Annotated in this window: 20 protein-coding genes and 1 pseudogene; 19 read left to right on the plus strand and 2 right to left on the minus strand. The window is 37.7% G+C overall.

Annotated features, from left to right (window positions below; translation table 11 throughout):
* Positions 1 to 147: 147 nt before the first annotated feature.
* Positions 148 to 972 carry a CDP-alcohol phosphatidyltransferase family protein gene (locus tag MM236_RS16795; RefSeq protein WP_241276154.1) on the minus strand — a complete coding sequence of 275 codons (825 nt, stop codon included), beginning with the start codon at positions 970 to 972 and terminating at the stop codon, positions 148 to 150.
* A gap of 881 nt (positions 973 to 1,853) precedes the next feature.
* Here MM236_RS16795 and MM236_RS16800 point away from each other — a divergent pair.
* The 9 genes from MM236_RS16800 to MM236_RS16840 all read left to right on the plus strand — a co-directional run bounded on the left by MM236_RS16800 (position 1,854) and on the right by MM236_RS16840 (position 11,491).
* The gene (locus MM236_RS16800; RefSeq protein ID WP_241276155.1) at positions 1,854 to 4,961 is read left to right on the plus strand and encodes a SusC/RagA family TonB-linked outer membrane protein; all 3,108 of its coding nucleotides are present in this window, start codon (positions 1,854 to 1,856) and stop codon (positions 4,959 to 4,961) included.
* A 10-nt stretch (positions 4,962 to 4,971) separates the two neighbouring features.
* Positions 4,972 to 6,420: a SusD/RagB family nutrient-binding outer membrane lipoprotein gene (locus MM236_RS16805; protein WP_241276156.1), complete on the plus strand. Its 1,449-nt coding sequence runs from the start codon at positions 4,972 to 4,974 to the stop codon at positions 6,418 to 6,420.
* Between the two features lie 18 nt (positions 6,421 to 6,438).
* A complete protein-coding gene (locus tag MM236_RS16810) occupies positions 6,439 to 6,930 on the plus strand; it encodes a hypothetical protein (RefSeq protein ID WP_241276157.1) in 492 nt (163 codons plus the stop codon).
* Positions 6,931 to 7,147: 217 nt separating this feature from the next.
* Positions 7,148 to 8,005, plus strand: coding sequence for an ABC transporter ATP-binding protein (locus MM236_RS16815; RefSeq protein WP_241276158.1), 858 nt, complete (start codon positions 7,148 to 7,150; stop codon positions 8,003 to 8,005).
* The gene (locus MM236_RS16820; protein ID WP_241276159.1) at positions 8,002 to 8,799 is read left to right on the plus strand and encodes a hypothetical protein; all 798 of its coding nucleotides are present in this window, start codon (positions 8,002 to 8,004) and stop codon (positions 8,797 to 8,799) included. The genes MM236_RS16815 and MM236_RS16820 overlap by 4 nt, the downstream gene beginning before the upstream one ends.
* 1 nt (position 8,800) lies before the next feature.
* Positions 8,801 to 9,178 (plus strand): GntR family transcriptional regulator, encoded by a 378-nt coding sequence (locus tag MM236_RS16825; RefSeq protein ID WP_241276160.1) that lies wholly within the window; start codon positions 8,801 to 8,803, stop codon positions 9,176 to 9,178.
* Positions 9,165 to 9,866, plus strand: a complete 702-nt coding sequence (locus MM236_RS16830; RefSeq protein WP_241276161.1) for a hypothetical protein — start codon at positions 9,165 to 9,167, stop codon at positions 9,864 to 9,866. The genes MM236_RS16825 and MM236_RS16830 overlap by 14 nt, the downstream gene beginning before the upstream one ends.
* Positions 9,835 to 10,185: a TlpA family protein disulfide reductase gene (locus MM236_RS16835; RefSeq protein WP_241276162.1), complete on the plus strand. Its 351-nt coding sequence runs from the start codon at positions 9,835 to 9,837 to the stop codon at positions 10,183 to 10,185. Before MM236_RS16830 ends, MM236_RS16835 begins: the two co-directional genes overlap by 32 nt.
* Before the next feature lie 178 nt (positions 10,186 to 10,363).
* Complete coding sequence (locus MM236_RS16840) at positions 10,364 to 11,491, plus strand: ATP-binding protein (RefSeq protein ID WP_241276163.1); 1,128 nt, start codon at positions 10,364 to 10,366, stop codon at positions 11,489 to 11,491.
* A gap of 9 nt (positions 11,492 to 11,500) precedes the next feature.
* Here the strand turns inward: MM236_RS16840 and dinB are convergent, their stop codons facing one another.
* Entirely contained in the window at positions 11,501 to 12,694 is a 1,194-nt protein-coding gene (gene dinB, locus MM236_RS16845) for a DNA polymerase IV (RefSeq protein ID WP_241276182.1), read from the minus strand.
* Positions 12,695 to 12,842: 148 nt separating this feature from the next.
* On the opposite strand from dinB, the gene MM236_RS16850 reads away from it, so the two are divergent.
* The 10 genes and pseudogenes from MM236_RS16850 (at position 12,843) to MM236_RS16890 (ending at position 24,448) form a co-directional block, all read left to right on the plus strand.
* On the plus strand, positions 12,843 to 13,580 hold the full coding sequence (locus MM236_RS16850) for an XRE family transcriptional regulator (protein ID WP_241276164.1): 738 nt from the start codon (positions 12,843 to 12,845) through the stop codon (positions 13,578 to 13,580).
* A 447-nt stretch (positions 13,581 to 14,027) separates the two neighbouring features.
* On the plus strand, positions 14,028 to 14,519 hold the full coding sequence (locus MM236_RS16855) for a methylated-DNA--[protein]-cysteine S-methyltransferase (RefSeq protein ID WP_241276165.1): 492 nt from the start codon (positions 14,028 to 14,030) through the stop codon (positions 14,517 to 14,519).
* Between the two features lie 96 nt (positions 14,520 to 14,615).
* Complete coding sequence (locus MM236_RS16860) at positions 14,616 to 15,077, plus strand: GNAT family N-acetyltransferase (protein ID WP_241276166.1); 462 nt, start codon at positions 14,616 to 14,618, stop codon at positions 15,075 to 15,077.
* A gap of 299 nt (positions 15,078 to 15,376) precedes the next feature.
* The gene (locus MM236_RS16865; RefSeq protein WP_241276167.1) at positions 15,377 to 16,003 is read left to right on the plus strand and encodes a 7-carboxy-7-deazaguanine synthase QueE; all 627 of its coding nucleotides are present in this window, start codon (positions 15,377 to 15,379) and stop codon (positions 16,001 to 16,003) included.
* A 4-nt stretch (positions 16,004 to 16,007) separates the two neighbouring features.
* Positions 16,008 to 17,927 (plus strand): OmpA family protein, encoded by a 1,920-nt coding sequence (locus tag MM236_RS16870; protein WP_241276168.1) that lies wholly within the window; start codon positions 16,008 to 16,010, stop codon positions 17,925 to 17,927.
* A gap of 693 nt (positions 17,928 to 18,620) precedes the next feature.
* Positions 18,621 to 21,686: a SusC/RagA family TonB-linked outer membrane protein gene (locus MM236_RS16875; protein ID WP_241276169.1), complete on the plus strand. Its 3,066-nt coding sequence runs from the start codon at positions 18,621 to 18,623 to the stop codon at positions 21,684 to 21,686.
* Positions 21,687 to 21,698: 12 nt separating this feature from the next.
* Positions 21,699 to 22,406 (plus strand): annotated as a pseudogene (locus tag MM236_RS19860) (RagB/SusD family nutrient uptake outer membrane protein); the annotation flags it as partial.
* A 372-nt stretch (positions 22,407 to 22,778) separates the two neighbouring features.
* Positions 22,779 to 23,222 carry a RagB/SusD family nutrient uptake outer membrane protein gene (locus MM236_RS19865; RefSeq protein WP_439648025.1) on the plus strand — a complete coding sequence of 148 codons (444 nt, stop codon included), beginning with the start codon at positions 22,779 to 22,781 and terminating at the stop codon, positions 23,220 to 23,222.
* Between the two features lie 14 nt (positions 23,223 to 23,236).
* Complete coding sequence (locus MM236_RS16885) at positions 23,237 to 23,716, plus strand: DUF4843 domain-containing protein (RefSeq protein WP_241276171.1); 480 nt, start codon at positions 23,237 to 23,239, stop codon at positions 23,714 to 23,716.
* Positions 23,717 to 23,776: 60 nt separating this feature from the next.
* Complete coding sequence (locus MM236_RS16890) at positions 23,777 to 24,448, plus strand: hypothetical protein (protein WP_241276172.1); 672 nt, start codon at positions 23,777 to 23,779, stop codon at positions 24,446 to 24,448.
* Positions 24,449 to 24,533: the final 85 nt, after the last annotated feature.

Consider the following 24,533-nt stretch of genomic DNA (forward strand, 5'->3'; position numbering starts at 1 on the left):
AAGACCTCTTCTTGTTGTTTCACTATCGAAGTGCTAATTTATCAACTTGTTTGTTTTTCACATAATTTTTTAAGTGAAACATTCTGGTGCCGGAGGATTCATAGCGGGTATTCATATAATTAAATTGTTTTTGAGAAGGAGTGTGTTTTATTTGAGGATTGTTTTCCTAATTGTTATAAATACAATCAGAAATCCTGTGTATAAAATAAAGAATGGAATAATAAAATCTACCAATCCAAATGATAGTAAAATAGCCATAATTAACAATTGGAAACCCAATCCATAGATCGAAATTATTGACATGTACCATTTTGGGAAAATTGGAGCTACACTTGCATCTTTATCAAAACTAAAAATAATCTTGTCAAAAACACCATATAAAATACTATAGGTGTCGTATAGAAAGTCAACTGTCTTTTGATTTTCAATTGGAAAAGCTATTGGTCGTTCGTCTTCGATAATTTTGCTAGTACGCTCTCCACCTTCTGTGTTGTGTCTAAGAATGACGTAATAGTAATTGTACAATGTACCTTGAAGCTGGACGCAAATAAAGGCAATCACCATAACCCAGATTGATGATTCTGTAACTTTCCAAATAGCTAGCAGAAAAAAGAAGTTTAAGAAAATGTCAAAAATGGAATCTAAATACCGTCCTGTATAAGATGGTCTGTTTTTGGTTCTGGCCAATTCCCCATCAGCTGCATCCAGAATTGACTTGAGAATAAGAAATACTCCTGCTACGAAGTAATAGTTGTTCAAAATGCAATAAATGGCAATCAATCCGCAGATTCCAAACAAATAAGTAACTTGAACCGGGGTGATTTGGGTGTGTTGTACTTTGTTGACAAAAGCTCTAGCAAAAGGTCTCCCATAGTCAGAGACGTCTACAAACTTTCCCTCAGAAGGTAATTTAGGCATATGATTTTTTAGCAATCCACTTGAATCCTTGCAAAACTCCAAGTGAAGCATCATGATTAAAGAGTTGATAAGGATCCAACACGGTAATATTTGAAATTGTTTTCTGTGTTATATGTTTTATGATTAAAAGCTATTTTTCCAGTAGATTATAATTCTAGCACTAATGTTTGATTTAGATCAATATTTATCAAAATCTAATATCAATTAATAACTTGTCCGCTTTTGGTGGGTCGAAATGAAACAAATAGAACTATCTTTTTGAATTACTATCTACATAATATGTTTTATGATTATCCGCTTTCTTACACGTAGCCAAACAATAGATTGTTGGATGAACGATTTGTGGTTCTGTTGACAGTGAACTGTTGTCTGATGACGAATATCCGCAACTTACAAAGCCACTTCTTACCCTATGTACAACATTGCGGATACTCATAATATGTTTTGATTTTAATAGAATCTAATGTTGAATTTGGAAGAAAGGTTTTCTTATCCAATTAATTTTCAGAGTGTTAAATATGTGGTCGGTAAAATTGGTAAAAAATAGTTGAATTTAGTGTATAAGACTAATAATAGATGAATAGTGTTTTTTGTTAAAAAAAAATGATAATTTTTTCATTTTGTATAACTCCTAATATTTGAAATATAATTTTTTTGTTAAACAATTATTGATTTCATGTATGAATGATTAAATATTCTAAAAATAGCATTTAAATAAAATTATATTTTACCTGTGAATAAATATTGTTTATTATAAATTGTTTATATAAATAATCAATAATTTTGTTAAATGTATGTTAATTAGGTGTTAAGTCATAAATCAAAATAATATTACTGTTTCATTATGTTTTAAATAGAACTTTAGTAACTTTTTTTATAATAAAAAACATTAATATTTGTAATTATTAATTATTGATTAACCTTAATAAAATAAGATGAAGAGAGTTTTATTGTGTTATCTGTTACTCTTGTTTGGTGTCCAGGGAGTTTGGGCACAGAGTAAGACAGTGACCGGTAGAGTTACCTCGAGCGATGAGCCTGAGGGGATACCGGGAGTGAATATTTTGATTAAGGGCTCAGGCTCTGGAACTACAACAGACTTGGATGGTGGCTTTTCCCTAGAGGTAGGGTCAAATGATGCTGTACTTGTATTCAGTTTTGTAGGCTATACGACAAAAGAAGAGCGTGTTGGAAATCGCTCAGAAATTAATGTGGTATTGAAATCGGATTTGTCCGAATTGGGAGAAGTGATTGTGACAGCACAAGGGATAGAACGTGACGAACGTTCCCTGGGGTATGCAGTCCAATCTATCAAAGGAGATATGGTCAGCCAAAAATCGGAGCCAAATCTTTTGAATTCACTTCAGGGTAAATTGACTGGAGTAAATATTGTTGGTGCTTCTGGTGCTCCAGGTTCATCTACGAATATCAATATCAGGGGGATCACTTCATTTACTGGATCCAATCAGCCTTTGATCGTTGTAGATGGGATTATTTTTAACAATGATACCGATAATACCCAAAATACACTTTTTGGATCACAGCCTTCTAATAGGCTGAATGATATTGCACCAGAGTCTATCGAGTCTGTTAACGTATTGAAAGGTCCTGCAGCATCTGTACTTTATGGATCCAGGGCTTCTGCTGGAGCTATAGTGATCACGACCAAAAGTGGTGCAGGTTTGGAAAACAAAACCGAGGTGACTGTTACATCTTCTGTAAATGTTCAAAATGTATACGGTTTGCCAAAATTCCAAAACCAATATGGACAAGGAACCCAAAATGATTTCAACAATACTGCTACAGGTTCTTGGGGGCCGGCATTTGGAACTCCAGGTTTCGAAAATGTTGAGACTAGTTTCGGAACAACAGTGCCTTACCAAGCTTATCCAAATAATATAATTGATTTTTATCAGCAAGGTAGAATCATCCAAAATGGTGTAAGTATAGCTTCAGGAGATAGAGATGATAATTTTATTGTCGCAGTGAACACTTCCCTTCAAGACGGAATTATTCCAAACTCTACTTTTGATAGGTACAATGTGCAAATTGGAGGAAATAAAAAGCTGAACAATGGTGTGAAAGTTGGTGGGAATGTCACTTATGTCAAATCAAGCTCAAGAAATACCCTTACAGGTAATGGAGGGTCGGCTTTTGGTCAAATCACAAGAATTCCAAGGTCATTTGATTTGGTTGGAATGCCTTTTCAGGATGATTTAGGAAACAGTTTGTTTTATAACCCTACGCAGAATCACCCACTTTGGAGTCTTGAAAATGAGTACTTGGAAAGTAATGTGGATAGGGTATTTGGAAACTTTACTGTAGGTTATGATGTGTCAGATTGGCTAAATATCACTTATAGAGTTACAGCAGATACTTATACAGATAGAAGGAAAGATATCGCTAGAATCGGATCTGCAAGAACACCTGCTGGAAGTATTGCAGAAGATATGCTGTATCGTTCAGAGCTAAATGGAGATTTAATGATTACTGCCTCCAAGTCAAACTTTCTTGCAGAAGGTTTGGATGCAACATTATTGCTAGGTCAAAACCTTAACCAAAGGAATTTTCAGGGTATAGGCGTTTTTGGTTCTGCCTTGAATGTCCCATTCTTTGACAATGTGAGTAGTGCATCTGTATTTACAGGTTCGGGAGAATCATCTTCGGTAAGAAGATTAATAGGTCACTATGCGCAATTGGCATTGGCTTATAACGATTACTTATTCTTGGAGCTTTCAGGTAGAGTCGATCAATCTTCTACTTTGCCTGCTGGAAATAATGCCTATTTCTATCCTTCAGTTGCTACAAGTTTTGTTTTGACGGATGCTTTGAACATTGAATCTGATTTTCTGTCTTATGCAAAGCTTAGAGCAAGTGCTGCAAGAGTTGGTAGGGACGCCGATCCTTATTTGTTAAACACATTCTACGGGACTGCTGGTTTTGGTAATAACCTTGCTTCCATTACATTCCCGATAGGAGTTGGGGGAGCAAATATTCCTGGTTTCCTTCCTGGGGCTAGACTTGGTTCGGAGCAGTTGACTCCTGAATTTGTGACTAGTTATGAAGTAGGAGGTAATGTCGGCTTGTTCAATAATAGACTTTCTATTGATGCAGCTTATTTCTTTACAAGATCTACAAACCAGATTTTCAACGTAGCGGTTTCAAACTCTTCAGGATATGATCTTCAAACCACCAATGTAGGGGAAATGGTCAATCAAGGGATTGAATTGGAATTAAGTGGGACTGTCTTGCAGGCAGGTCAATTTACTTGGGATCTAGGTCTGAACTTCACCAGAATAAGGAATGAAGTAAGAGAAATTGCTCCAGGCGTTGATCAATCAGGTATTCCAGGCGATGGTTTCATTGGTCTTACCCCTTCTATTGTAGTGGGCCAGCCTTATGGTGTCATTGTTGGAAATCAAATGCAGAGAAATGGTGATGGTGAATTATTGATTAATCCATTAACTGGTGCATATCAACCAACTCTTGCAGGCCAAGTGATTGCAAATCCTCAGCCAGACTGGCTTGCTGGATTGATGAATACTTTCTATTACAAAAACTTCACCTTAGGTGTATTGATTGATACTCGTCAAGGTGGTGATATATATTCATTTGGTATGGTAGATCAAAGAAATGGAGGAGCATTGGAAATGACAGGTGTAGATAGAGAATTGCCAAGAGTACTTCCAGGTGTGATTGAAGTAGGAGAAGGTCAATATGTACCTAATAATATCCAAGTTCCTGCACAGACTTATTGGGCTGGTCTAGGTGGACTGATATCTGAAAGTGGTGTTTATGATGCTACAGTTTACAGGTTGAGAGAGGTGAGTTTGTCTTATTCTTTGCCGAGAAGGTTCTTGGAAAGGACGCCTTTTGGAGATGCGAGTATCGGTTTTAGTGGTAGAAACTTATGGTTTTTTGCTCCAGGATTCCCGGGAGATCCAGAGTTGAATTCACAAGGTGCAGGTAATATTCAAGGGCTGGACTTGAACGGCGTTCCGAATACTAGAAATTATGGTGTCAATATCAGATTCACACTTTAAAAGAGAAATAATGAAAGCAATTAATAATATAATATTAGGTGCAGCACTTAGTTTGCTAGCTACTAGTTGTGGGGAATTTTTGGATATCAACGAAAATCCGAATAATCCTGAAGCTGTGACTCCAGAATTATTACTCTCTTCTGGTTTGGCAGGTGCAGCATTTGCCAACAACAATGAACTAAATAGATTTGGTTCAACAGTGATTTCTGTTACTGCGGGTGCAGCAGGATCTCCTTCAGCTTATGATATCTATGATATTGATGGCGATGATTTTGGTAATCAATGGAGATTTGAACTGTATGGCGGGTCTTTAATCGCATTTGAAGATATGATTGCAGCTGCAGACGAGTTGGGAGCACCTGCATATTCTGGTATTGGGAAAATCATGCAAGCATATAACTTTGCTTTGGCAACCGATACTTGGGGTGATGTGCCGTATTCAGAAGCACTAGGAGGTCTTGAAAATACGCAGCCAGCATTGGATAGTCAGGAAGATATCTACAAAGGCACTGATCAGATACAAAGTTTATTTGACTTAGTGAGAGAGGGTATTGATGATTTGGCAGGAGAAAGTACACTTATGCCAGGTCAAGATGATATTGTCTATGATGGCGATCTTGACAAATGGAGAAGAGCAGGATATACCTTGATGCTCAAAATGGCAAATACCATCTCTTACAGAGAACCAGCATTAGCCACTACAATTATCAATGAGGTTTTACAGGCAAATGATTATATCATGAGTAATGAAGATGATTTGAATGTGAGATTTGGGACTTCTCAAGGCAGTTATGCGCCAATTCATGAATGGACAAATGTTTCTACGTTCGCAGGTGATTTGATCATTAGCACTAGGTTTGTTAATTTGTTGAATAGTAAAAATGACCCTAGATTGCCGATATTTGTCACTGCCCCAACTGGTAGTTACGTGACTATCGACAATGGTTTTGCAGGACAAAGACCTTTGCCACAAACATCTTGGTCAAGATTCAATACCTATGTGACTGGTGGTGGTGCTGGACCAGTAAGGTTGTTGACGAATTTCCAAAGAGCATTCATACTGGCTGAATCAGTAGTAAGGCTTGGAATCGCTGGTGATGCCAATGAATACTACCAAGAAGGAATCAGAGCTTCTATGTCACTGGCTGGATTGTCTTCCGCTCAAATAGACGCATACTTTGCCGCAAATGCAGATGAAGTGACGCTGTCAGGAAATGCTGAAGAGGATTTGGAGAAAATCATCACTCAGAAATATATTGCTTGGACAGGTAACGGTGTCGAGCAATGGACTGATTGGAGAAGAACAGGTTACCCTACTTTGGCTCCGCATCAGAATGCGGGTGGTATAGATCCTAATCAAAGACCTTTGAGAGCACAGTATGTATCTCAAGAAGTGAATAGGAATCCAAATTTTCCTAACAATGTATTTCCAAATGTCCCTGTCTGGTGGAATGAATAAATTAAGAACATGAAAAAGATGAAAAATTATATATTTCTATTGGTTTTAGCCTTGTTCGCAAGTTCATGTGAGCAAGACTTTGGAGAGCTGAACAGCGACAATGTTGCTGCTGTTCCTTTGACTTTCCCTAATGCTACGACGTTTGGATTTGATCCATACATTGAAGTTTCTTTGAGTGGAGATGGAGAAATTCGATACGAGATGGAAATTCCTGAAACAAGCGGGAGAACTATCAGCGAAATTACTAAAGTGGTGGGTGGTGCTTCGGATATAAACGTTGGTACACTGAATTCAGGCACAAGCTATATTGGTGATCCGATCCAAGTAGCTGGTACAAGTACAGAATTCTTGACTTCGATTTCCGAATTTGAAGAAAAGGTAAGGACAAATAGCGAAGGAGAAGTTACTCCTGTTGAAATTGATGAAGAACTTGCCTTTTTGTTTCTTGTGACACTAGACAATGGTGATCAGATAGTCTCGACAAGAGTTCGAGTAAGAGTAGTTGAATAGTGTTTTGACAAGAGATACTCAATACAAAATAAAAGGGTGGCAGTTGATCTGTCGCCCTTTTTTTGTTATACCCATTGGGTTTTTACAATATAAATCCCAATGGGTTCAATATGAGTTAAAAAAATAATTTTCAGTATTTCTTTTAAAAAATTTTGACTTATAAATTTAATCGATTATGTTAGTGTCATATTATACTATGACAGTAAAACAACGTGATATGATTTCAGTCAAAAAGTTAAGTTTTTCCTACCCTAAAAAGCCGTGGCTTTGCGAGGAGATGGATTTAGAATTGAGTGAGGGCAAGATTATAGGGCTCTTGGGATTGAATGGAGCAGGGAAGTCCACCTTGATGCGCTTAATGGCAGGATTGCTAAAGCCAGTTTCAGGTGAAGTGAGTTTTGAGGGTGGGGCTACATTTGATCGATCGATTCCTTTTTTGAACCAAATGATTTTTGTTCCTGAAAAAGTTTCTGTGCCGGAGTTTTTGAAAGTGAAGGAATATTCGAGTGTTTACCAAGATTTTTATTCTGGATTTGATTTAGATCGATTTGAAAAGCTGCTTTCAGAGTTTCAGATTATAGGGAATCAACGGGTTTCCAATCTGTCTTATGGACAGCAAAAAAAGTTGCAAATAGCCATAGGGTTGAGTACTGGGGCGAAGTTGTTGCTTTTTGATGAACCAACGAACGGCTTGGATATTCCTTCAAAAAGCACATTTAGAAGAGTGCTTTCGGGAAGCTTGCAAGAGGATCAGACGATGGTTATTTCTACACATCAGGTCAAGGACATCGAAAATCTAGTCGATCAGATCATTGTCTTGGATGAGGGAAAAGTGAAGTTGCATGCAGATCTGGAGGAGCTAGAGAATCAATTTGTCTTTTCCCAAGGACCTCAAGCTCCTGATCAAGCTGTTTTTGTAGAGTCACATCTTCTTGGAGCTCAATATATAGTAAAACAGCCTTATGGAGAACGTAATTCTGGTGGTAGTCCTGACTTGGAATTACTATTTAATGCAGTGATCGCAGGCAAGTTGGCCGGAGAATTTTTATCAACTCAAAATCAAGCAACATCATGAACAACATATCTATATCCAGAATTTTAAAGCTGATCAAGTTTGAATTTTTGATGCATAGAAAGTATTATTTAACAATACTCATCGGTGCATTAGTGTTGGTTTCAGTAGTGATTCTTATAGCTTGGATGCAGACTAGGCATCTTTTAACTGGGTGGCAGCAAAAGCATTATCAAGTTGTCTATTTCGTGTATTTCTTAGCGGTAATAATATTTATTGTTGGTCAAGGGTTCAAAGATCTTGTAACCAAGGCATCTTCCGAACGCTATCTCTTATTGCCCGCTTCCCATATAGAAAAACTAATTGCTCAAATATTAACAAAATTTAGTGTTGCCTTGATTGCTATGCCTTTTGTTTTTTGGTTCGGAGTGCTCCTAGCGAGGCTGATCGGATTTAGTTTGATGAATAATATTTTGAGTACCAAAAATTTCGAGAAAATTGAGTATTTAAGGTTTGAATCTTTATGGATTTTGACGGAAGGGGAGCACTGGTCTTTCAATGCGTTTTTCATTGGGAGTGTTTTTTTTCTTTTTTCTTTTATGATATTAGGCAGTCAGTATTTTGGGAAATGGAATTTTGTTTATACACCATTGATAAAAATTCTTTTTGTATTGATAACCGTTCTTTCATGTAGGGCTCTATTAAGTTTTTATACAAAAAATAATACGAATATAAATGAACTTGAGGTATTTGATGGAGTTCCTCTATTTGTTTTTGTACTTATAATTTTACTTTTCTTGGGTAGCTTTTTAAGTTATTTTATTTCATATCACAAGCTAAAAGAAAGGGAGGTCTAAGATGGAGTTTAGTGATGGGAAAACCATATTTGTCCAAATTAGAGACAGGCTGGTCGATCAGATTCTCACAGGAAAGCTACTCCCGGGAGATAAGATTCCTTCTGTCAGGGAATTGGCAGTGGACTTGGAAGTCAATAGAAACACGGTTATGCGTAGCTATGCCTTGATGGAGAATGAAGGGATAGTGGATAACAAACGAGGGATTGGTTTTTTTGTCTCTGATCATGCGAGAGAGCGCTTGATTCAAGATGAAAAAGAGATTTTCGTAAAAGAAGAGCTTCCTAGGCTGGTACATCAAGCGAAAGTATTGAAAATGATACCCGCTGATTTTAAATTACTATTCGATCAACTTAATGACAATCAAAATGAAAACAAGTAATAAGCTATTATTCTCTTTTTTGGGTTTCGCATGGGTATCAGTGGTTGGGAGTATGTTTGTGTCTCTTTATTTTTCGGAGAAGGAGAATGCAATGAGGATAGAGACATTGATTCATCAGACACCAATTGAAGGTGGGTTTTCGGTAGTTTCTATTCAAGACTCTGGGATTTTGACATTTAAGAGAGGAGGAGAAAGCCGAGTCGAATATAAGAAATACCTCTCCGAGAGTGATGTTCAAGACCCCTCTGAGGATCCAGATCCGTATTTTACCGAAGTGCGGAACGACACATTGTTCATCAAAGAGCTACGGATTAAAGAACTGGGGACATTCACGTTGTGTATTGATAAAGATATCAAATCTATCATCTTAAATAATGTTTCTGAGTTGAGAAGCTTTGATGCGATTAATTATGATAGTTTGACGGTGATGGCTACAAAATCTGCTTTTAGATTAGATAATCAGCATGGTGTAAGCTTTTTGAATTTTAATGGAAATACAGACTCGAGGCTGTCAGTAGTCAGTATCCCCAATTTGGAGATTTATTTAGACAAGAGTAATGCTGGTATATCTCAATATTTGGGAACAGTATCTGGAGAGCTTATTGGATCAGAAGTGAACCTTCCGAGTAAAACCACTGAAATCAACATAAAAAAGGATGAGAACTCAAGATTTTATTTTAGGAATTGATTTTTGGGCATCCTGGTGTGGTCCATGTCGCGCAGAAAACCCAAACCTGTTAAAGATATATGAACTGTACAAGGGTATTGGGTTTGAGATTTTGGGAGTGTCTTTAGATGCTGATCGAGAGAGTTGGGGAAAAGCAATTCAAGCTGATGGGTTGACTTGGTTGAATGTTTCAGATTTACAGGGAAGCCAAAATGAAGTCGCTAAGATGTTTGGTGTAAATGCTATTCCAGATAATATATTGATTGACCGTGAAGGGAGGATTGTGGCCAGGCAGATCAGTTTGGAGCAGTTGAACCAATTACTTTCTGACGTTTTATGATTGATCTTTGCGAGTAAATACAAAATGTTTCACGATCCCCTTCGACGTCTGTTTTTGATGAATGTGATTTCCTAACCGAAGAAATATATGTTTATTCTCGATCGTAATCGAAGAATTACATGTTTATTTTCGGTTATGATCGAAAATAATCATAATTTTGCTTTAAATTTATCTAGAAATGATCACTCGGGTAATAGAAAGCGAAATTAAAAATAGACTCAATCAAGGAAAGGTTTTGCTGGTATTGGGTCCAAGGCAGGCAGGGAAGACTACTTTGTTGAGGCAGCTGATAGAGCGTGAGAGGCTGGATGCATTGTGGCTCAATTGTGACAACCCTGACGATAGAGCTGATTTAGAAGACGCGACGATTACTAAACTGAAGTCACTCGTCGGATCATATGCACTGGTGGTAATCGATGAAGCTCAGCGGGTCAAAAACATTGGCTTGACTCTGAAGCTGATAGCGGATGGTATGCCCGATGTACAAGTGATTGCATCTGGTTCTTCAGCTTTGGAACTTGCAAATGAAATCAAAGAGCCACTCACAGGAAGGAAGAGGGAATTGAGTCTTTATCCCATTTCTACAGGAGAAATGATAGCTCATAGCTCTCAAAGGGAGGAAAGAAGGATGCTTGATACGAGGCTGATTTATGGTTTTTACCCTGAAGTTGTCAATAGACCAAGTGAAGCAGAAGAGATTCTTGAAGAGCTCACGAGTAGCTATCTCTACAAAGATATTCTCACTTTAGACCAAGTGAGGAAGCCTGTTATTTTGCAGAAATTATTACTTGCCTTGGCTTTGCAAGTAGGTTCTGAAGTGACCTTCAATGAGCTGGGAAATACGATAGGGATAGATAAGGAAACCGCCGAAAAATACATAGACCTTTTGGAGAAAAGCTATGTGATTTTTAAGATGAATTCTTTCAGTCGCAATATGAGAAGGGAAATCAAGAAGGGGAAGAAAATCTATTTTTGGGACAATGGTGTTCGAAATGCGATCATCAACAATTTCAATTCTTTGTCCTTACGGAATGATGTGGGAGCACTTTGGGAGAATTTCATCATTAGTGAGCGAATGAAGTTTCTGAATTACAACAGAATAAAAACCAATATTTATTTCTGGAGAACGACGACAGGGATGGAATTGGATTGGCTTGAGGAAAAGGGAGGGGTAATCCATGCCTTCGAAGCCAAATGGAATCCAAAGAGAAGGTCATCACTTCCTTCTGGGTTTGAAGAGGCTTATCCGGATACTGTTTTTCATAAAGTGTCTCCAGACAATTATATGGGTTTTTTAACTGTATAAATTAGGCTTTTAAATACCCATTCCATTGAAAGGATTGAACCTCCGTCTGCCAACCTGCATGCCGATGGCACGGCAGACGGTTTTGTCACCGTATTTGATGTTTAGTCTGTCTAGGGCTTGGTACAGCCTGATTTGTTTTTCGGAGTCTTCGAATAGATTGATTTGATAGTTGCCATGCACCAAGCTGCTGAATCGTACACCGATTAGGCGGATCAGCATTCGACGGTTGTAGAGTTTTTTGAATAGTTCTTTCACCACAGAGATCAGTGTATGATCCGTGGAGGTGTAGGCAATTCGCTGCTGTGTCGTATGTGTATCAAAATCCGAATAGCGGATCTTTACAGTCACACATGCTGTGAGTTGCTGTTTTTGGCGGAGCTTGGAAGCAAGCTGTTCGGTCATGGCGATCAGATGTGATTCAAGCATTTTGATATCAATGGTGTCTTGTTCGAAAGTGTTTTCAGAAGAGATAGACTTAGCTTCTGAATAGGGCGTGACTAGGGAACGGTCTATCCCATTGGCTTTTTCCCAGATCATGCGTCCGTTTTTACCGAAGGTGGCCTCCAGCAGTTCTGAAGGCATTATTTGTAAGGTATGGACTTTTTTGACACCCATATTATAGAGCGTGTGGGATGTTTTTTCTCCGATCATTGGAATTTTGCGTACAGATAGTGGTGCCAAAAACGGTTTTTCAAGACCAAAAGGAATCTCTCTGGCATTGTTGGGTTTGGCTTCTCCTGTGGCTACTTTAGAGACTGTTTTGTTTTCAGATAGTCCCAAGGAGATAGGAAGGCCTGTCTCTTTGAGTATTCGTTCACGAAGTTCTTTTGCCATCTTGAAGCAGCCAAAAAACCTATCCATACCTGTATAGTCTATATAAAACTCGTCTATTGATGATTTTTCGAAAAGGGGTACATCTTCCCGGATAATCTCTGTCACATCGTGTGATTTTTGGCTATACTTCTCAAAATCCCCTCTAATAATCATAGCCTCAGGACACAGCTGTCTGGCGGTACGCATGGGCATGGCTGAGTGCACGCCAAATTTTCTAGCTTCGTAGCTACAAGAAGCTACTACGCCTCGGTCTCCTGATCCCCCTATGAGGATCGGTTTGCCATTGAGTTTGCTATCGTAAAGGCGTTCCACGGATACAAAGAAAGAGTCGAGATCCATGTGTACGATTTTCCTGTTTTCTGGAGTCATTTTCTTTGGGATGTAGATGTTTTTGATCACTCTTTTTTATAATTGTTAAATATTTTAACAATTATTTGTCTATAATATAAACTGAATTTTTTAAATTTGAATCATCAAAAAGTATCTTTGACAAAGAATGTCACGATTTGAAAAATAAATGGGTTTTAAAACATTCATCAATCCTAATATCACTACCATGCCTTCTTTAAACGCAAACATCAAATTTCTCAGAAAAACAAAGTCCCTTACTCAGGAAACTTTGGCAAACGCCATGGGAATCAGTAGATCCAAACTCGCAGGTTATGAACTAAACATCAATCCACCTTTGGATACGTTGCTGGCGTTTTCGGATTATTTTGGGGTTTCGGTCGATTTGTTGATAAGGAAAGACCTGAGTTCACTGTCAGAGTACAAGTTGAGACAGGTGTTGGAGACAGATCAATTTCTCAAAGGGAAAAACCTTCGAATTCTCACCACCACAGTGGATGTCGATGGTAGGGAGCTGATAGAAGTGGTTTCCCAAAAAGCAAAAGCATCCTATTTGGCAGGCTTCTCAGATCCTGATTTTATTGAGGAGTTGCCGAGATTTTCCTTGCCATTTTTACCTACAGACAAGAAGCACAGAGTTTTTCAGCTTGATGGGGACTCCATGTTGCCGATTCCGGAAGGTGCATGGATCGTTTGCGAATATATGGACGACTGGACTGTGCTGAAGGATGGGGAAAAATATGTCGTTGTCACGGAACAAGACGGGGTGACTTTTAAAATAGCCTACAATCAGATCAAGGAAAAAGAAAGGCTGTTGCTTTGCTCCAGCAACCCTATTTACAAACCATTCTATGTCAATATATCCGAAGTAAGGGAGTTGTGGAAATACAGGTTGGTGATTTATTGAGGGGGTCGAGAGCGTTTTTATAGAGTTGAGGGATTAGATATTTGTTTCTCTTCATACTCGACATATTGGTGCAGTGCGATTCCTTTAGAAAACATTGAGCCATTAGTTTACAAACTTGCTTTTTGATAAACGAAGCTTTCCAAGGAAGAAAATCAGTAATGCAATGCTTAGGAGTGATGTTTTCATCAAGAGTCATTTATATGAATGTAGTGTTTTTTAATTTAGCGCTAATTTTTTTTTGATTTGGTGTAATGCGTATTATTGGTATGTTGTTTTGTTTTTTTGGTGATTTTTTCTTGTTGGTATTTCTCGTTTACTCTTAAATTTTGTCAAAAATCAAAATAATGCTCATATTATAAGACAAAACAGCTTATATTTCGTTGTTACATTATTGGCGTGAGAATATTTATTGATCATTGAGTATTAACCTTAAAAAAGACAGTAGATATGAGAGAGTATGCAGTGATGGAGACGCCCTTGGGCAATGTCAAAGCAGAGGTCTTTGACGGTTATTTGATCTCTTTACAATTTACCGAAGAACCTGAAACCGATACTTTCCTAGATGGTGTATTGATGGATGTCAGGATTCAGTTGGGCTTATATTTTCAAGGGAAGCAAAAGACATTTGATATTCCCGTAGCACTCGGAGGTACAGATTTTCAAAGAAAAGTGTGGCTTGAAATTAACAAGATCCCTTTTGGAAACACAAAAACTTACGAGCAAATAGCAAATAGCCTAGGAAACCCAAATGCAATAAGAGCTGTAGGGACCGCAATAGGCTCAAATCCAATATTAATGATGCTCCCTTGCCATCGAGTAGTTGGCAAGAATGGTCAGCTTACCGGTTATGCTGGAGGACTTTGGAGAAAATCAGAATTGTTGGAGTTGGAAAATAAGGATAAAGTAGGTAAACAGTCTGTTTTGGGGTTTTTAAATTAGCCCTTATTTCTAATTGATGAAAGCTTCGCACAGTGTATTGATCTACTCTTTGCGAAGCTTTTTTGTTTATATTTGGTTTGGAATTTCTTGTCGTTTATGCAATCTATATCTATAGTTCCTTACTTGTCAGAGTATCAGGCTGATTTTCAGAGGATCAACCAGGCTTGGGTAGAGCGAATTTTTTCCATAGAGCCATTTGATTTAGAACAATTGGAAAGCCCCGAGACTTTTATCCTGCACCCCGGTGGTGCGATACTTTTGGCGAAGGCATCCGATAGAGTAGTGGGTACAGTGGGTCTGAAATATGTGGAGGAAGGTGTCTTTGAAATGATCAAAATGGCTGTCGTGCCCGAGTTTCAGGGAAAGGGGATAGGAAGGGCACTGGCATGTGCCATTGTGGAAAAAGCTAGGGGGTTGGGAGGTAAGAAGTTGGTTCTTTACAGCAATACCAAGTTGGCGCCAGCACTTGGGCTTTATCGGAGTTTAGGGTTTTCTGAAATGCCGCCAGAATGTGGGAAGTATCTTCGTTGTGATATCAAAATGGAACTTAACTTATGAGGGGTGTGATCAAGATCAGGCAGGGAACTCTAGAGGAAGTGATTGCTTTGAGCCTACTGTTGACTGTCAGCGATTGTCTTTGGATAAAATGGATATTCCTTTTCATACTAGTAGCCATTTAATAATATTGTTTGAAGTTTAAATCAATCAGCTGTTTTAAGATGGACATAGACTGTTGTCAAAATTGATCTGTTTCAGGCAGAATTTTTCTAATGTTAAAATTAAACCTACCTTTGCAATCCGAAAATCGGGATGAGTTTTACACAGCGGTTCGATTACCCGCTTTATCAAAAATTACGATGGATAACAAGACAGCAGTAGCAGCAGGAGTTATGCTTCCGGTCATGGAAGCTTTTTATACAATTCAAGGAGAGGGGACTTTCTCAGGACATGCGGCATATTTTATTAGACTTGGAGGTTGTGATGTAGGTTGTGTTTGGTGTGATGTCAAAGATTCTTGGGAAAGTGAAAAATGGCCTGTTTTATCAATCGAAGAGATTGTAGCCCAAGCAAAGTCATTTCCTGGCAGAAAAGTGGTCATCACAGGAGGTGAACCATTGATGTATAATTTGGATTCTCTTACAGCCCTTTTGAAGCAAGAAGGCTTCGTTACCCACATAGAGACTTCCGGAGCACATCCTTTTTCAGGAGATTTTGATTGGGTTTGTTTTTCACCAAAAAAATTCAAAGCCCCACATCAAAGTATTTATGCTGTTGCGAATGAATTGAAGGTAGTAGTTTTTCATAAATCAGATTTTGAATTTGCCGAAAAACATGCTTCTCTCGTGAATAGAGATTGTAAATTACTTCTTCAACCTGAATGGAGCAAAGCCAATGTCTTCACAAATCAGATTATTGATTACGTAAAATCACATCCAAATTGGAATATATCGCTACAAACACATAAATTTATGGATATACCATAAATCCATGAGGCAAATTCATCTATTCATACTCTTTTTATTTTTATCTTTTTCAAGTTTTAGCCAGACTTATACTATTATAGATAATCGGGCTATCAAACTTCATCAAGAGGGTGATGAGTTTGTCCAAAAGAGAATGTACGATGAAGCCATAGCCAAATACAAAGCTTCCATCAGCAGAGAAGCTAATTTTTTGGAGTCTTATCTGAAATGGGGTAGAATTCTTTTGACAAAAGGATTGCCAGAGGAAGCTTTGGAGATTGTCGATCGGGGTTTGGCAAGAAATGTCAAAGCACCCGCAGGTCTTCTTGGTGAAATTGCCTGGCTCAAAACCCATTGCTTTCTCAAGATTGGCGGTTACAATTCCGCTATTCAGGAGTTTGATAATACCAAAGCCTTGATGCCTGCCGAATTCAAATCCACCCGCCCGTTCAAAGAGATGGAACAGCAGATTGATTTTATTAGAATCGGCATTCAGGAGGTTTATGATATCAAAAAAGAAAAACTTGCAGAACCACTCAATCAATTTACACTTCAATACTTCCCAGTGCTCACTGCGGATAGTAAAAAAATGCTTTTCACCAAAAGAGATGGAGTCACGAATAGTGAGCATGAAGATATTTTTGTGTCTTATTTCGATGAAGATTCTGCCAGATGGGGTGAGCCAAGAGGCATTGCCTCGAGTATCAACTCAGCATATAATGAAGGTACTTGCACCATCTCAGCAGACGGAAAAATCTTGATTTTTACTTCTTGCCAGACTCCAGATTCCTTTGGGGATTGTGATTTGTATATTTCATACAAAGTAAACGATGAATGGCAGAAGCCTTCCAATATGGGGAAAAGTGTAAATTCAAGGGTTTGGGACTCGCAGCCTTCGCTATCCGCAGATGGAAGAATTCTCTTCTTCTCTTCCAATAGAAGGGGAGGTTTTGGAGGTAAAGATATTTGGTACTCCTTAAGGATGGGCGATGGGTCTTGGTCTGAGGCCAAAAACCTTGGGTCTAAAGTGAATACCCCAAAAGACGAGGTGTCTCCATTTATATATTTTAATAATGAGATTTTGTTTTTTGCCTCAGATGGGCATTTGGGTTTTGGAGGGATTGACTTGTTTATCTCCAGGGTAGAAGGGGGCGAATTTGGGAAGCCAGTCAATCTTGGATATCCAATCAATGACCATCAAGATCAACTTGCACTTTTTATTACTGCCCAAAGAGATTTCGCATATTACACGGAGACTATTTTGAATGATGGAAACCAAGAGCGTTCGTTTCTTTATAAATTCAGGTTTCCAGAGCAGATAGATTTGGGGGAAAAGCTAATGGTGACAGCAGGTAAGGTTTTGAACAAAAACACAGGAGAGCCTGTTGAAGCAAAATTGTCATTGGTAGATTTGGCTACTGATAGCAAAATGTACCAATTCCAGTCAGATGGGCGAACCGGGGATTTCACTATGTTATATCCTAACAAAGCTTCTTCAGGATTATATGTGGAGAAAAAAGGCTTTCTTCCCAAAATCTATAATGTGGACAGAGATAGTTTGCAGAATCAAGAAAATCTAAATGTAGAACTTACGCCTGTGGCAGCTGGAGAGGAGTTTACCTTCGAGAACATTTTCTTCGATTTTGATAAGGATGAGTTAAAGCAAGAATCAAGTACTTCTTTGAGAAGATTGATAGGTTTTTTGAATGAAAATCCATCGGTAAAGATAGAGATTGCTGGACACACAGATAATATAGGAGCTGAAGTTTATAATAAAGACCTAAGTTTGAGGAGGGCAGAAAGCGTCAAACAATACTTGATTTCAAACAAAATCAATGAAGGTCGACTCAAAACGGAAGGTTTCGGGTCTTCAAAGCCAGTAGTTCCTAATGATACATCTGATAACAGAGCGCTGAACAGGAGGATTACAATTTCAATTCTTTAGAAGGATGTCTAATTAAGCATAAATTTTCACGTTTTAGTTTTGTTGATATATAGGAGTAAAAATTTAAACTGATTTTTACACTTTTCACATAAATTCATCAATTTAAATGGTTTTCTGAGCCATGGTTCCCTTGGGATTAATAAAATTCTGATTGGCTCATGGGTTGTGAACTAACGATACCCTAGAATAATTCTATCCTACAAAAATATTGATCTAAGATATACTGTATTTTGTTTAATTTTTAGCGAATTATGCTGTTTTATGTTAAAAAAATACAGTTAAATATTGTTTTCAAGGTTTTACTATTAAATTAATTTATATCTCTAAAAGATAATTTAATAGTCATATAGAAATATTTATAAATTATTTAATCTAATATTTATATAAATAATTATAATTAGCATATTGTATGGATATCACAATGATAGCTCATTAAAATTGCCTTTTAATTAATTTGTTAACTAAAGTTAAAAAAAAATTATCTTTTGATTAATAAATCATTTCATCTCTATTTTATTTTTTAAGTATACATATGGGCTATTTTTTGGAATAAAATTCTGTTTATAGGAGAAAATCAGCACGAAGTAGAAGTGGTTTTTGAATGTTAATGATGTAAATTTTTTTAAAATCTTAGGATTATATCAAGTTTATGAATAAAATTGGAGTATCGTTAAACCAAAACAAAAAAATAATATGAGGAAAATTTTACTTCTAGGACTTGCGTTCTTGATGGCATCTGCTTCGGTATTTGCACAAGGGCGCGTAGTTACTGGTACGGTAACATCCGGGGAAGACGGATTGCCGATTCCCGGAGCGTCAGTCGTAGTGAAAGGTACCACACTTGGTACTGCTACAGATTTGGACGGTAATTTCTCGTTGAGTGTTCCACAAGGAAGCAACATCTTGGTGTTTTCTTTTGTAGGAACTGAGACGCAGGAAGCTAATATTGGAAATAGATCTCAAGTTAATGTTGTATTACAACCTGATGTGAGGAGTTTGGAAGAAGTAGTTGTTACGGGCTATGGCTCCCAGCCAAAGAGAGAAGTAACTGGAGCGGTATCGTCCGTGAAAGGGGACGTGATTGAAAACTTACCAATGCAATCTTTTGACAGAGCATTACAGGGGAGAGCAGCAGGTGTACAGGTTAGGTCTTCAAATGGTTTACCAGGTGGTGCTGTCAATATCCGTATTCGTGGTGTTGGTTCAATTACCGCAGGGAATGAGCCGCTTTTCATCGTCGATGGTGTACAGTTAAACAATCAAGGAAACGCTTCTTTTACTCAAGATAATCCACTTGCATTTTTGAATCCTAATGATATTGAATCAATGGAGATTCTAAAAGATGCAGCTTCTGCAGCTATATATGGTTCACAAGCAGCTAACGGTGTTGTTATCATCACAACGAGAAAAGGTAAGCAAGGAAAAGCAAGATTTGAATTCAATGCTTTTGCTGGTGAGACTCAGCCAATGAAATACTTAGATGTTTTAGGTGGTCCTGAGTGGTATTCCATGAGAAGAGATGGTCTTATCCAAGCAGGCGTAGGTAATCCACAAGCTAATTCTTTGAATGCAATGGGCATACTTCCTGCCAACTGGCAAGAACTTGGGGCTGAAGGTTTAGATGCGATCGGATTAGGTTTACCTTCTTATGATTGGCAAAGAGAAGCAATGGGTAGTGGAAGATTGCAAACATATGAGCTCAATGTATCTGGTGGTGATGAAAAGACAACATTCTTTATATCTGGAGCTTATAATTATCAAGAGTCTTCATTCAGACCAGTCGATTTTGAAAGAGGTACGTTTAGAACTTCATTAACTCACAAAGCAAATGACAGGCTAACATTAGAGACCAACATCAATTTGTCTACTATTTCTCAAAACACTCCTTTTGGAATAGATGGTTCTTCATTGGGTAGTCCAGCATTCTCTTCATCTACAGTGCTGCCTCACAACGCAATCTATAATGAGGATGGAAGCTTTAACACTACAATACGTGGAGTGTTGAATCAAAATATTGTATTGGTAAATGAATACAATTCAGGTACAACAAACACAAATGCAATTGTAGGTAATGTAGCTGCAAATTATAAAATATTGGACAACTTAACGTATCGTGGTTTGGCTGGTATTGATTACAGAATGATTACTGAAAATCGATATAGAGATCCAAGAACCCCAGATGGTCAAGGTGTAAGAGGTAGAGCTACTGCAGCAAATGACTGGAGAACCAGGTTCATTACAACACATACTTTGAACTGGAATAAGACATATAATAATGTACATAATTTAACTGGCTTATTCGGTGTTGAATTTAATTCTGAAGTAAGACAAGGTTTGAACGGTGAATCTATTGGTTTTCCTACTTTCCAATTTCGTTATATAGACTCGGGTGCAACGCCTCAGTTTGTAGGAGGTTTTTGGACTGGATATAAGAGACAAAGTTTATTTGCTAGTGCTAACTATAATTACAAAGAAAAATACTTGTTTACTGCAACTGCGAGGTATGATGGATCTTCTAGATTTGGAGCTAACACGCAATATGGTGTTTTTCCTTCTGTAAGAGCAGGTTGGAATGTTGCTATGGAAGACTTTTTGAAGGATTCTGATAAAATCACAGATCTAAAGTTAAGAGCTTCTTGGGGTAGATCAGGTAATGATCAAATCGGGAACTTCGCTGCTAGAGGACTTTATGGTGCAGGTGGAAATTATTCAGGGAATGCAGGTATTAGACCTACTTCCTTAGCAAATCTTGACTTAGGTTGGGAAACCAATCAAACTATTAACCTAGGTGTCGATTTCGGTTTCTTTAATAACAGGGTGACAGGTTCCGTAGATGTTTTTGATCAAAGAACCAAAGATTTGATTTTGAATCAACCTATTCTTTGGACCAATGGTTTTGGGACAATTGCAAACAACGTTGGAGAATTGATGAACAAAGGAATTGAGTTTGAAGTAAGTACTGTGAATATTGACAAGGGTGGATTCCAATGGAGAACTTCATTTAACTTTACTTATATACGAAATGAAGTCGTTTCTCTATATGATGGGTTAGATGCATTGCCTGCAAATCCTGGTATTGCTGTGGGTCAGTCTGTTGGTAACCCACCATTTCCGGGAAGTCAAGCTCCAGGCTCACATTTTCTAGCTGAATATGCTGGTGTGAACCCGGCTACAGGTCGACCAATGTGGTTTGATGCTAATGGAAATAGAACTTATCAGCCGATTGCAAGCGATAGGACTTACTTTGGCTCTAACTTGGCACCATATTATGGAGGTCTGAGCAACACCTTTAAATATAAAGGTTTTGAGTTTACTGCATTCTTTACTTATGAATATGGTGCAGTTGTTTCAGATGGTCAGTATGGGTTTATAAGAGAAGCCGGAACAAGGCTTGCCTTGAATACTTTGACAGAAATCGTGGATAGACAATGGACTACCCCTGGTGACATGACAGATATACCAAGAAATGTTGGGAATTCTAATGGTGGAAACGAGATTAGAAGCCAAGGTAGAAACTTTGGTACAGCAGCATTGTTGAATGCAGATTTTATCCGACTTGCACAGTTGCAACTAGGTTATACCTTTAGCTCAAGTACTATCAGAAACCTTGGTCTTACAAGGGCTAGAGTTTATGCAAACGCAATGAATCTATGGACATATGCTGATTATCCTGGATATGACCCTGAATTTACAGGAACAGGTACAGGTCAAGTACCTATTACGAAAAGTTATCAGGTTGGTATTCAGTTAGGATTTTAAATGTAGATAACAATGAAAAAGAAAAATTATATATATAAATATGCATTCACGATTCTCTTAGGATTATCAATTGGTGTCACTTCCTGTGACATAAATGTAGATCCAAGGCAGTCTATTGATAGTAGCTCAGCATTGACTTCTCCCGAAGGTGTAGATGCGGCAGTGAACTCGGTGTATGCAAGACTTAGAGCAGTAAGTAATTATGGTAGAGATTTGTTAGCTGTATCTGATGCACTTGCTGATGTTGGACGTACTACTTCAAATTCGGGTAGGTTGATCCAAGAAAATAATAATCAACCAAATGCTCATTTTAGTGCAGCTTTTTGGCAAAATTCTTATGCTGCAATTAATGAAGCTAACCTTATATTGGATGCAGTAGAACTTGGAGTATCTGGAGCCTCTTCAACACAACTTGCCCTTTGGGAAGGTGAGATGAAGTTTTTGAGAGCTCTTTACTACTTTGATTTAGTTAAAGCTTATGCTTACATACCGACTGCTATTTATCAGCCAGGAATTGTAGATGAAGGAGGTATTCCTATGCCTTTGGAAGGTTCAATTACCTCTGATATTGCTTTCAATAGAAATTCATCTAGGTTAACTATTCAGGAAAATTACGATCAAATTGTAACTGATTTGAATCAAGCAATAACTGCTCTAGGGACAGCTAATCGCGGTGGGACTCAATATGCTTCTGTGGGTGCAGCTCAAGGGCTTTTGGCTAGGGTATTGTTGTACAGAGGGGATTGGCAAGGTGCCGTTACTGCTTCTACTGCTGCTTTGGCTTCACAAACTGGGACAGTACTTGAAGGGATGAGTTATGTGGATGGCTGGAGAGCAACTATCCATCCAGAAGCAATGTTTGAAGTGAGGTTTCAAATTGCAGCTGAAGCTATTGGTGTAAATGAATCTCTGCAAACTACTTTTACAGCACTTTTGAGCCTTGGAAACAAGAATTCTCAAGGTGGATGGGGTGATTTTATTCCAAATCAGACAGTATTAAATTTCTTTGGATTGGCACCTCTTCAATTAGCTGAGCCTGCTAACGATAACAACAATTGGGATGTAACTCGAAATGATGATGTAAGAGCATTTTTGTACACTACTGGAAATACTGCTAGAGGAACAAGAAATATTGAATGTATCAAGTTTCTTTCTAAAGCTGGATTTGTTTACGGTGATAATGTTCCTGTAATTAGAAAGTCAGAGATGCACTTGATCAGAGCGGAAGCAAATTATCATTTAGGGAATGTAGGTGCGGCACTTACTGAACTTAATGACTTTAAAGAATTAAGAGGTCTTGATGCTGTTACACTTACAGGTGAAGCTGTTTTGGAAGAGATTCTTTTGGAAAGATTTAAAGAGTTTGCTTTTGAAGGTCATAGATTCTTTGATCTGAAAAGATATGGAAGAGGACTTGTTAAGACATATTTGGGGCCTAATAATAATGTTCCTTTCGATGACTTTAGAATAATTCCTCAAATCCCTCAGCGTGAAGTTGATGGGAATCCAAACCTTAATCAAAACAGAGGATACTAAAATTGAATAAGACTATGAAAAAGATATTATCTATATTTTCTCTAGTGATGGTTTTTGCATTCGGTTCTTGTATCGAACAGAACTATCCTATATGGGAAGGCGCTGAGGTTGAGTTTCAAACAGCAGTAGTTACTGCTCCTGTAGCAGGGCAGACTTACCCAAGAGTTACAGTTGCAAATACTGTAGGTACACGTGATCTTCAGGTTAATCTCGTCGCTAGACAAAGAACAAGTGACGAGACCATTACCTACAGAGTTGTTTCTGAAGGAACTACTGCAGTAGCAGGTACAGATTATAATGTATCGGGATCCTTGGTGATTCCTGCGAATACTTCAATAGCAAATTTGACAATTGATATCATTAATACTGGTGCCATTGGAGGTTCTGTTGACTTGCTTCTTGAATTGGAAGGTAATTCAGAAATTTCACCAAGTGAAAACTACAAAAGGGTTCAGGTTAGAATTACTAGACCAGCTCCTCCTGTAGAAGATTAATTTTGCAATAAATTAAAAGTAAAAAGGCTGGGTTTTCCCGGCCTTTTTTTATATTTGAGTATGAGAAAAATTAGTTTGTTATTAGTTGTGTTAGTTATTTGCTCCTTGAACTTTGCAAAAGCTCAGATGCAAGTCTTGAGAGATCAGGCTACTGGTAATCCAGTTATGACGAATTCTTATCCTGAGGTTAAAGGGAGTCAGTATTGGAAAGAGTTTGACAAAGGATCTATTCTATTTACTGAAAAAGATACAGCTAATGAGGTTGTAATTGCATTCAATGCATTTAATCATACCCTTGAATATAGAGAAGGAAGAGATTTAAAGTTTTATTCTCCAGGTAGAATTAAAGGATTTGTTCTGAATTCTGAATCTTCACCGCAATTTTATGTATCTGGTTATGATATCCCCAATGTAGGATCAAATAGGTTTGTGGAATTGTTGGTACATGGAAATTATACACTTGTAAACCATAAGTATAAAATCATGAATAATGACCCTGGTGCAACTTATGGATCTCAAAGAGCAAAAGCATTTTCGAATGTCGAAGATTTGTATGTTTTCAAAGATGGAAAAGCTTTCTTATGGAAAATAAAGAAAAAAGGGCTAGTGGAATTTTTTGGTGCAGATGTTTTTGCATTAATCAATCAACTAAGTGAAAAATACACTCTTGATTTAAAAGAAAAAAATGATATCAGAAGATTGATCATGTTGATGAATTCTGGAAACAATTAGTTCGTGTTTCAATCGATTATTCGAATTTTAGAATTATAATTAAATTTGAAGTGCTTATAGAGTATTTGAATTGATCTGTTTCCAA

This window comes from Belliella calami (assembly GCF_022549695.1).
In the GTDB taxonomy this organism is placed as follows: Bacteria; Bacteroidota; Bacteroidia; order Cytophagales; family Cyclobacteriaceae; genus Belliella; species Belliella calami.

Excerpts from the sequence above, each read along its gene's own strand:
- MM236_RS16795 (WP_241276154.1), bottom strand. The coding sequence starts at position 972 with ATGATGCTTCACTTGGAGTTTTGCAAGGATTCAAGTGGATTGCTAAAA.
- MM236_RS16800 (WP_241276155.1), top strand. The coding sequence starts at position 1,854 with ATGAAGAGAGTTTTATTGTGTTATCTGTTACTCTTGTTTGGTGTCCAG.
- MM236_RS16805 (WP_241276156.1), top strand. The coding sequence starts at position 4,972 with ATGAAAGCAATTAATAATATAATATTAGGTGCAGCACTTAGTTTGCTA.
- MM236_RS16810 (WP_241276157.1), top strand. The coding sequence starts at position 6,439 with ATGAAAAATTATATATTTCTATTGGTTTTAGCCTTGTTCGCAAGTTCA.
- MM236_RS16815 (WP_241276158.1), top strand. The coding sequence starts at position 7,148 with ATGATTTCAGTCAAAAAGTTAAGTTTTTCCTACCCTAAAAAGCCGTGG.
- MM236_RS16820 (WP_241276159.1), top strand. The coding sequence starts at position 8,002 with ATGAACAACATATCTATATCCAGAATTTTAAAGCTGATCAAGTTTGAA.
- MM236_RS16825 (WP_241276160.1), top strand. The coding sequence starts at position 8,801 with ATGGAGTTTAGTGATGGGAAAACCATATTTGTCCAAATTAGAGACAGG.
- MM236_RS16830 (WP_241276161.1), top strand. The coding sequence starts at position 9,165 with ATGAAAACAAGTAATAAGCTATTATTCTCTTTTTTGGGTTTCGCATGG.
- MM236_RS16835 (WP_241276162.1), top strand. The coding sequence starts at position 9,835 with ATGAGAACTCAAGATTTTATTTTAGGAATTGATTTTTGGGCATCCTGG.
- MM236_RS16840 (WP_241276163.1), top strand. The coding sequence starts at position 10,364 with ATGATCACTCGGGTAATAGAAAGCGAAATTAAAAATAGACTCAATCAA.
- dinB (WP_241276182.1), bottom strand. The coding sequence starts at position 12,694 with ATGACTCCAGAAAACAGGAAAATCGTACACATGGATCTCGACTCTTTC.
- MM236_RS16850 (WP_241276164.1), top strand. The coding sequence starts at position 12,843 with ATGGGTTTTAAAACATTCATCAATCCTAATATCACTACCATGCCTTCT.
- MM236_RS16855 (WP_241276165.1), top strand. The coding sequence starts at position 14,028 with ATGAGAGAGTATGCAGTGATGGAGACGCCCTTGGGCAATGTCAAAGCA.
- MM236_RS16860 (WP_241276166.1), top strand. The coding sequence starts at position 14,616 with ATGCAATCTATATCTATAGTTCCTTACTTGTCAGAGTATCAGGCTGAT.
- MM236_RS16865 (WP_241276167.1), top strand. The coding sequence starts at position 15,377 with ATGGATAACAAGACAGCAGTAGCAGCAGGAGTTATGCTTCCGGTCATG.
- MM236_RS16870 (WP_241276168.1), top strand. The coding sequence starts at position 16,008 with ATGAGGCAAATTCATCTATTCATACTCTTTTTATTTTTATCTTTTTCA.
- MM236_RS16875 (WP_241276169.1), top strand. The coding sequence starts at position 18,621 with ATGAGGAAAATTTTACTTCTAGGACTTGCGTTCTTGATGGCATCTGCT.
- MM236_RS16885 (WP_241276171.1), top strand. The coding sequence starts at position 23,237 with ATGAAAAAGATATTATCTATATTTTCTCTAGTGATGGTTTTTGCATTC.
- MM236_RS16890 (WP_241276172.1), top strand. The coding sequence starts at position 23,777 with ATGAGAAAAATTAGTTTGTTATTAGTTGTGTTAGTTATTTGCTCCTTG.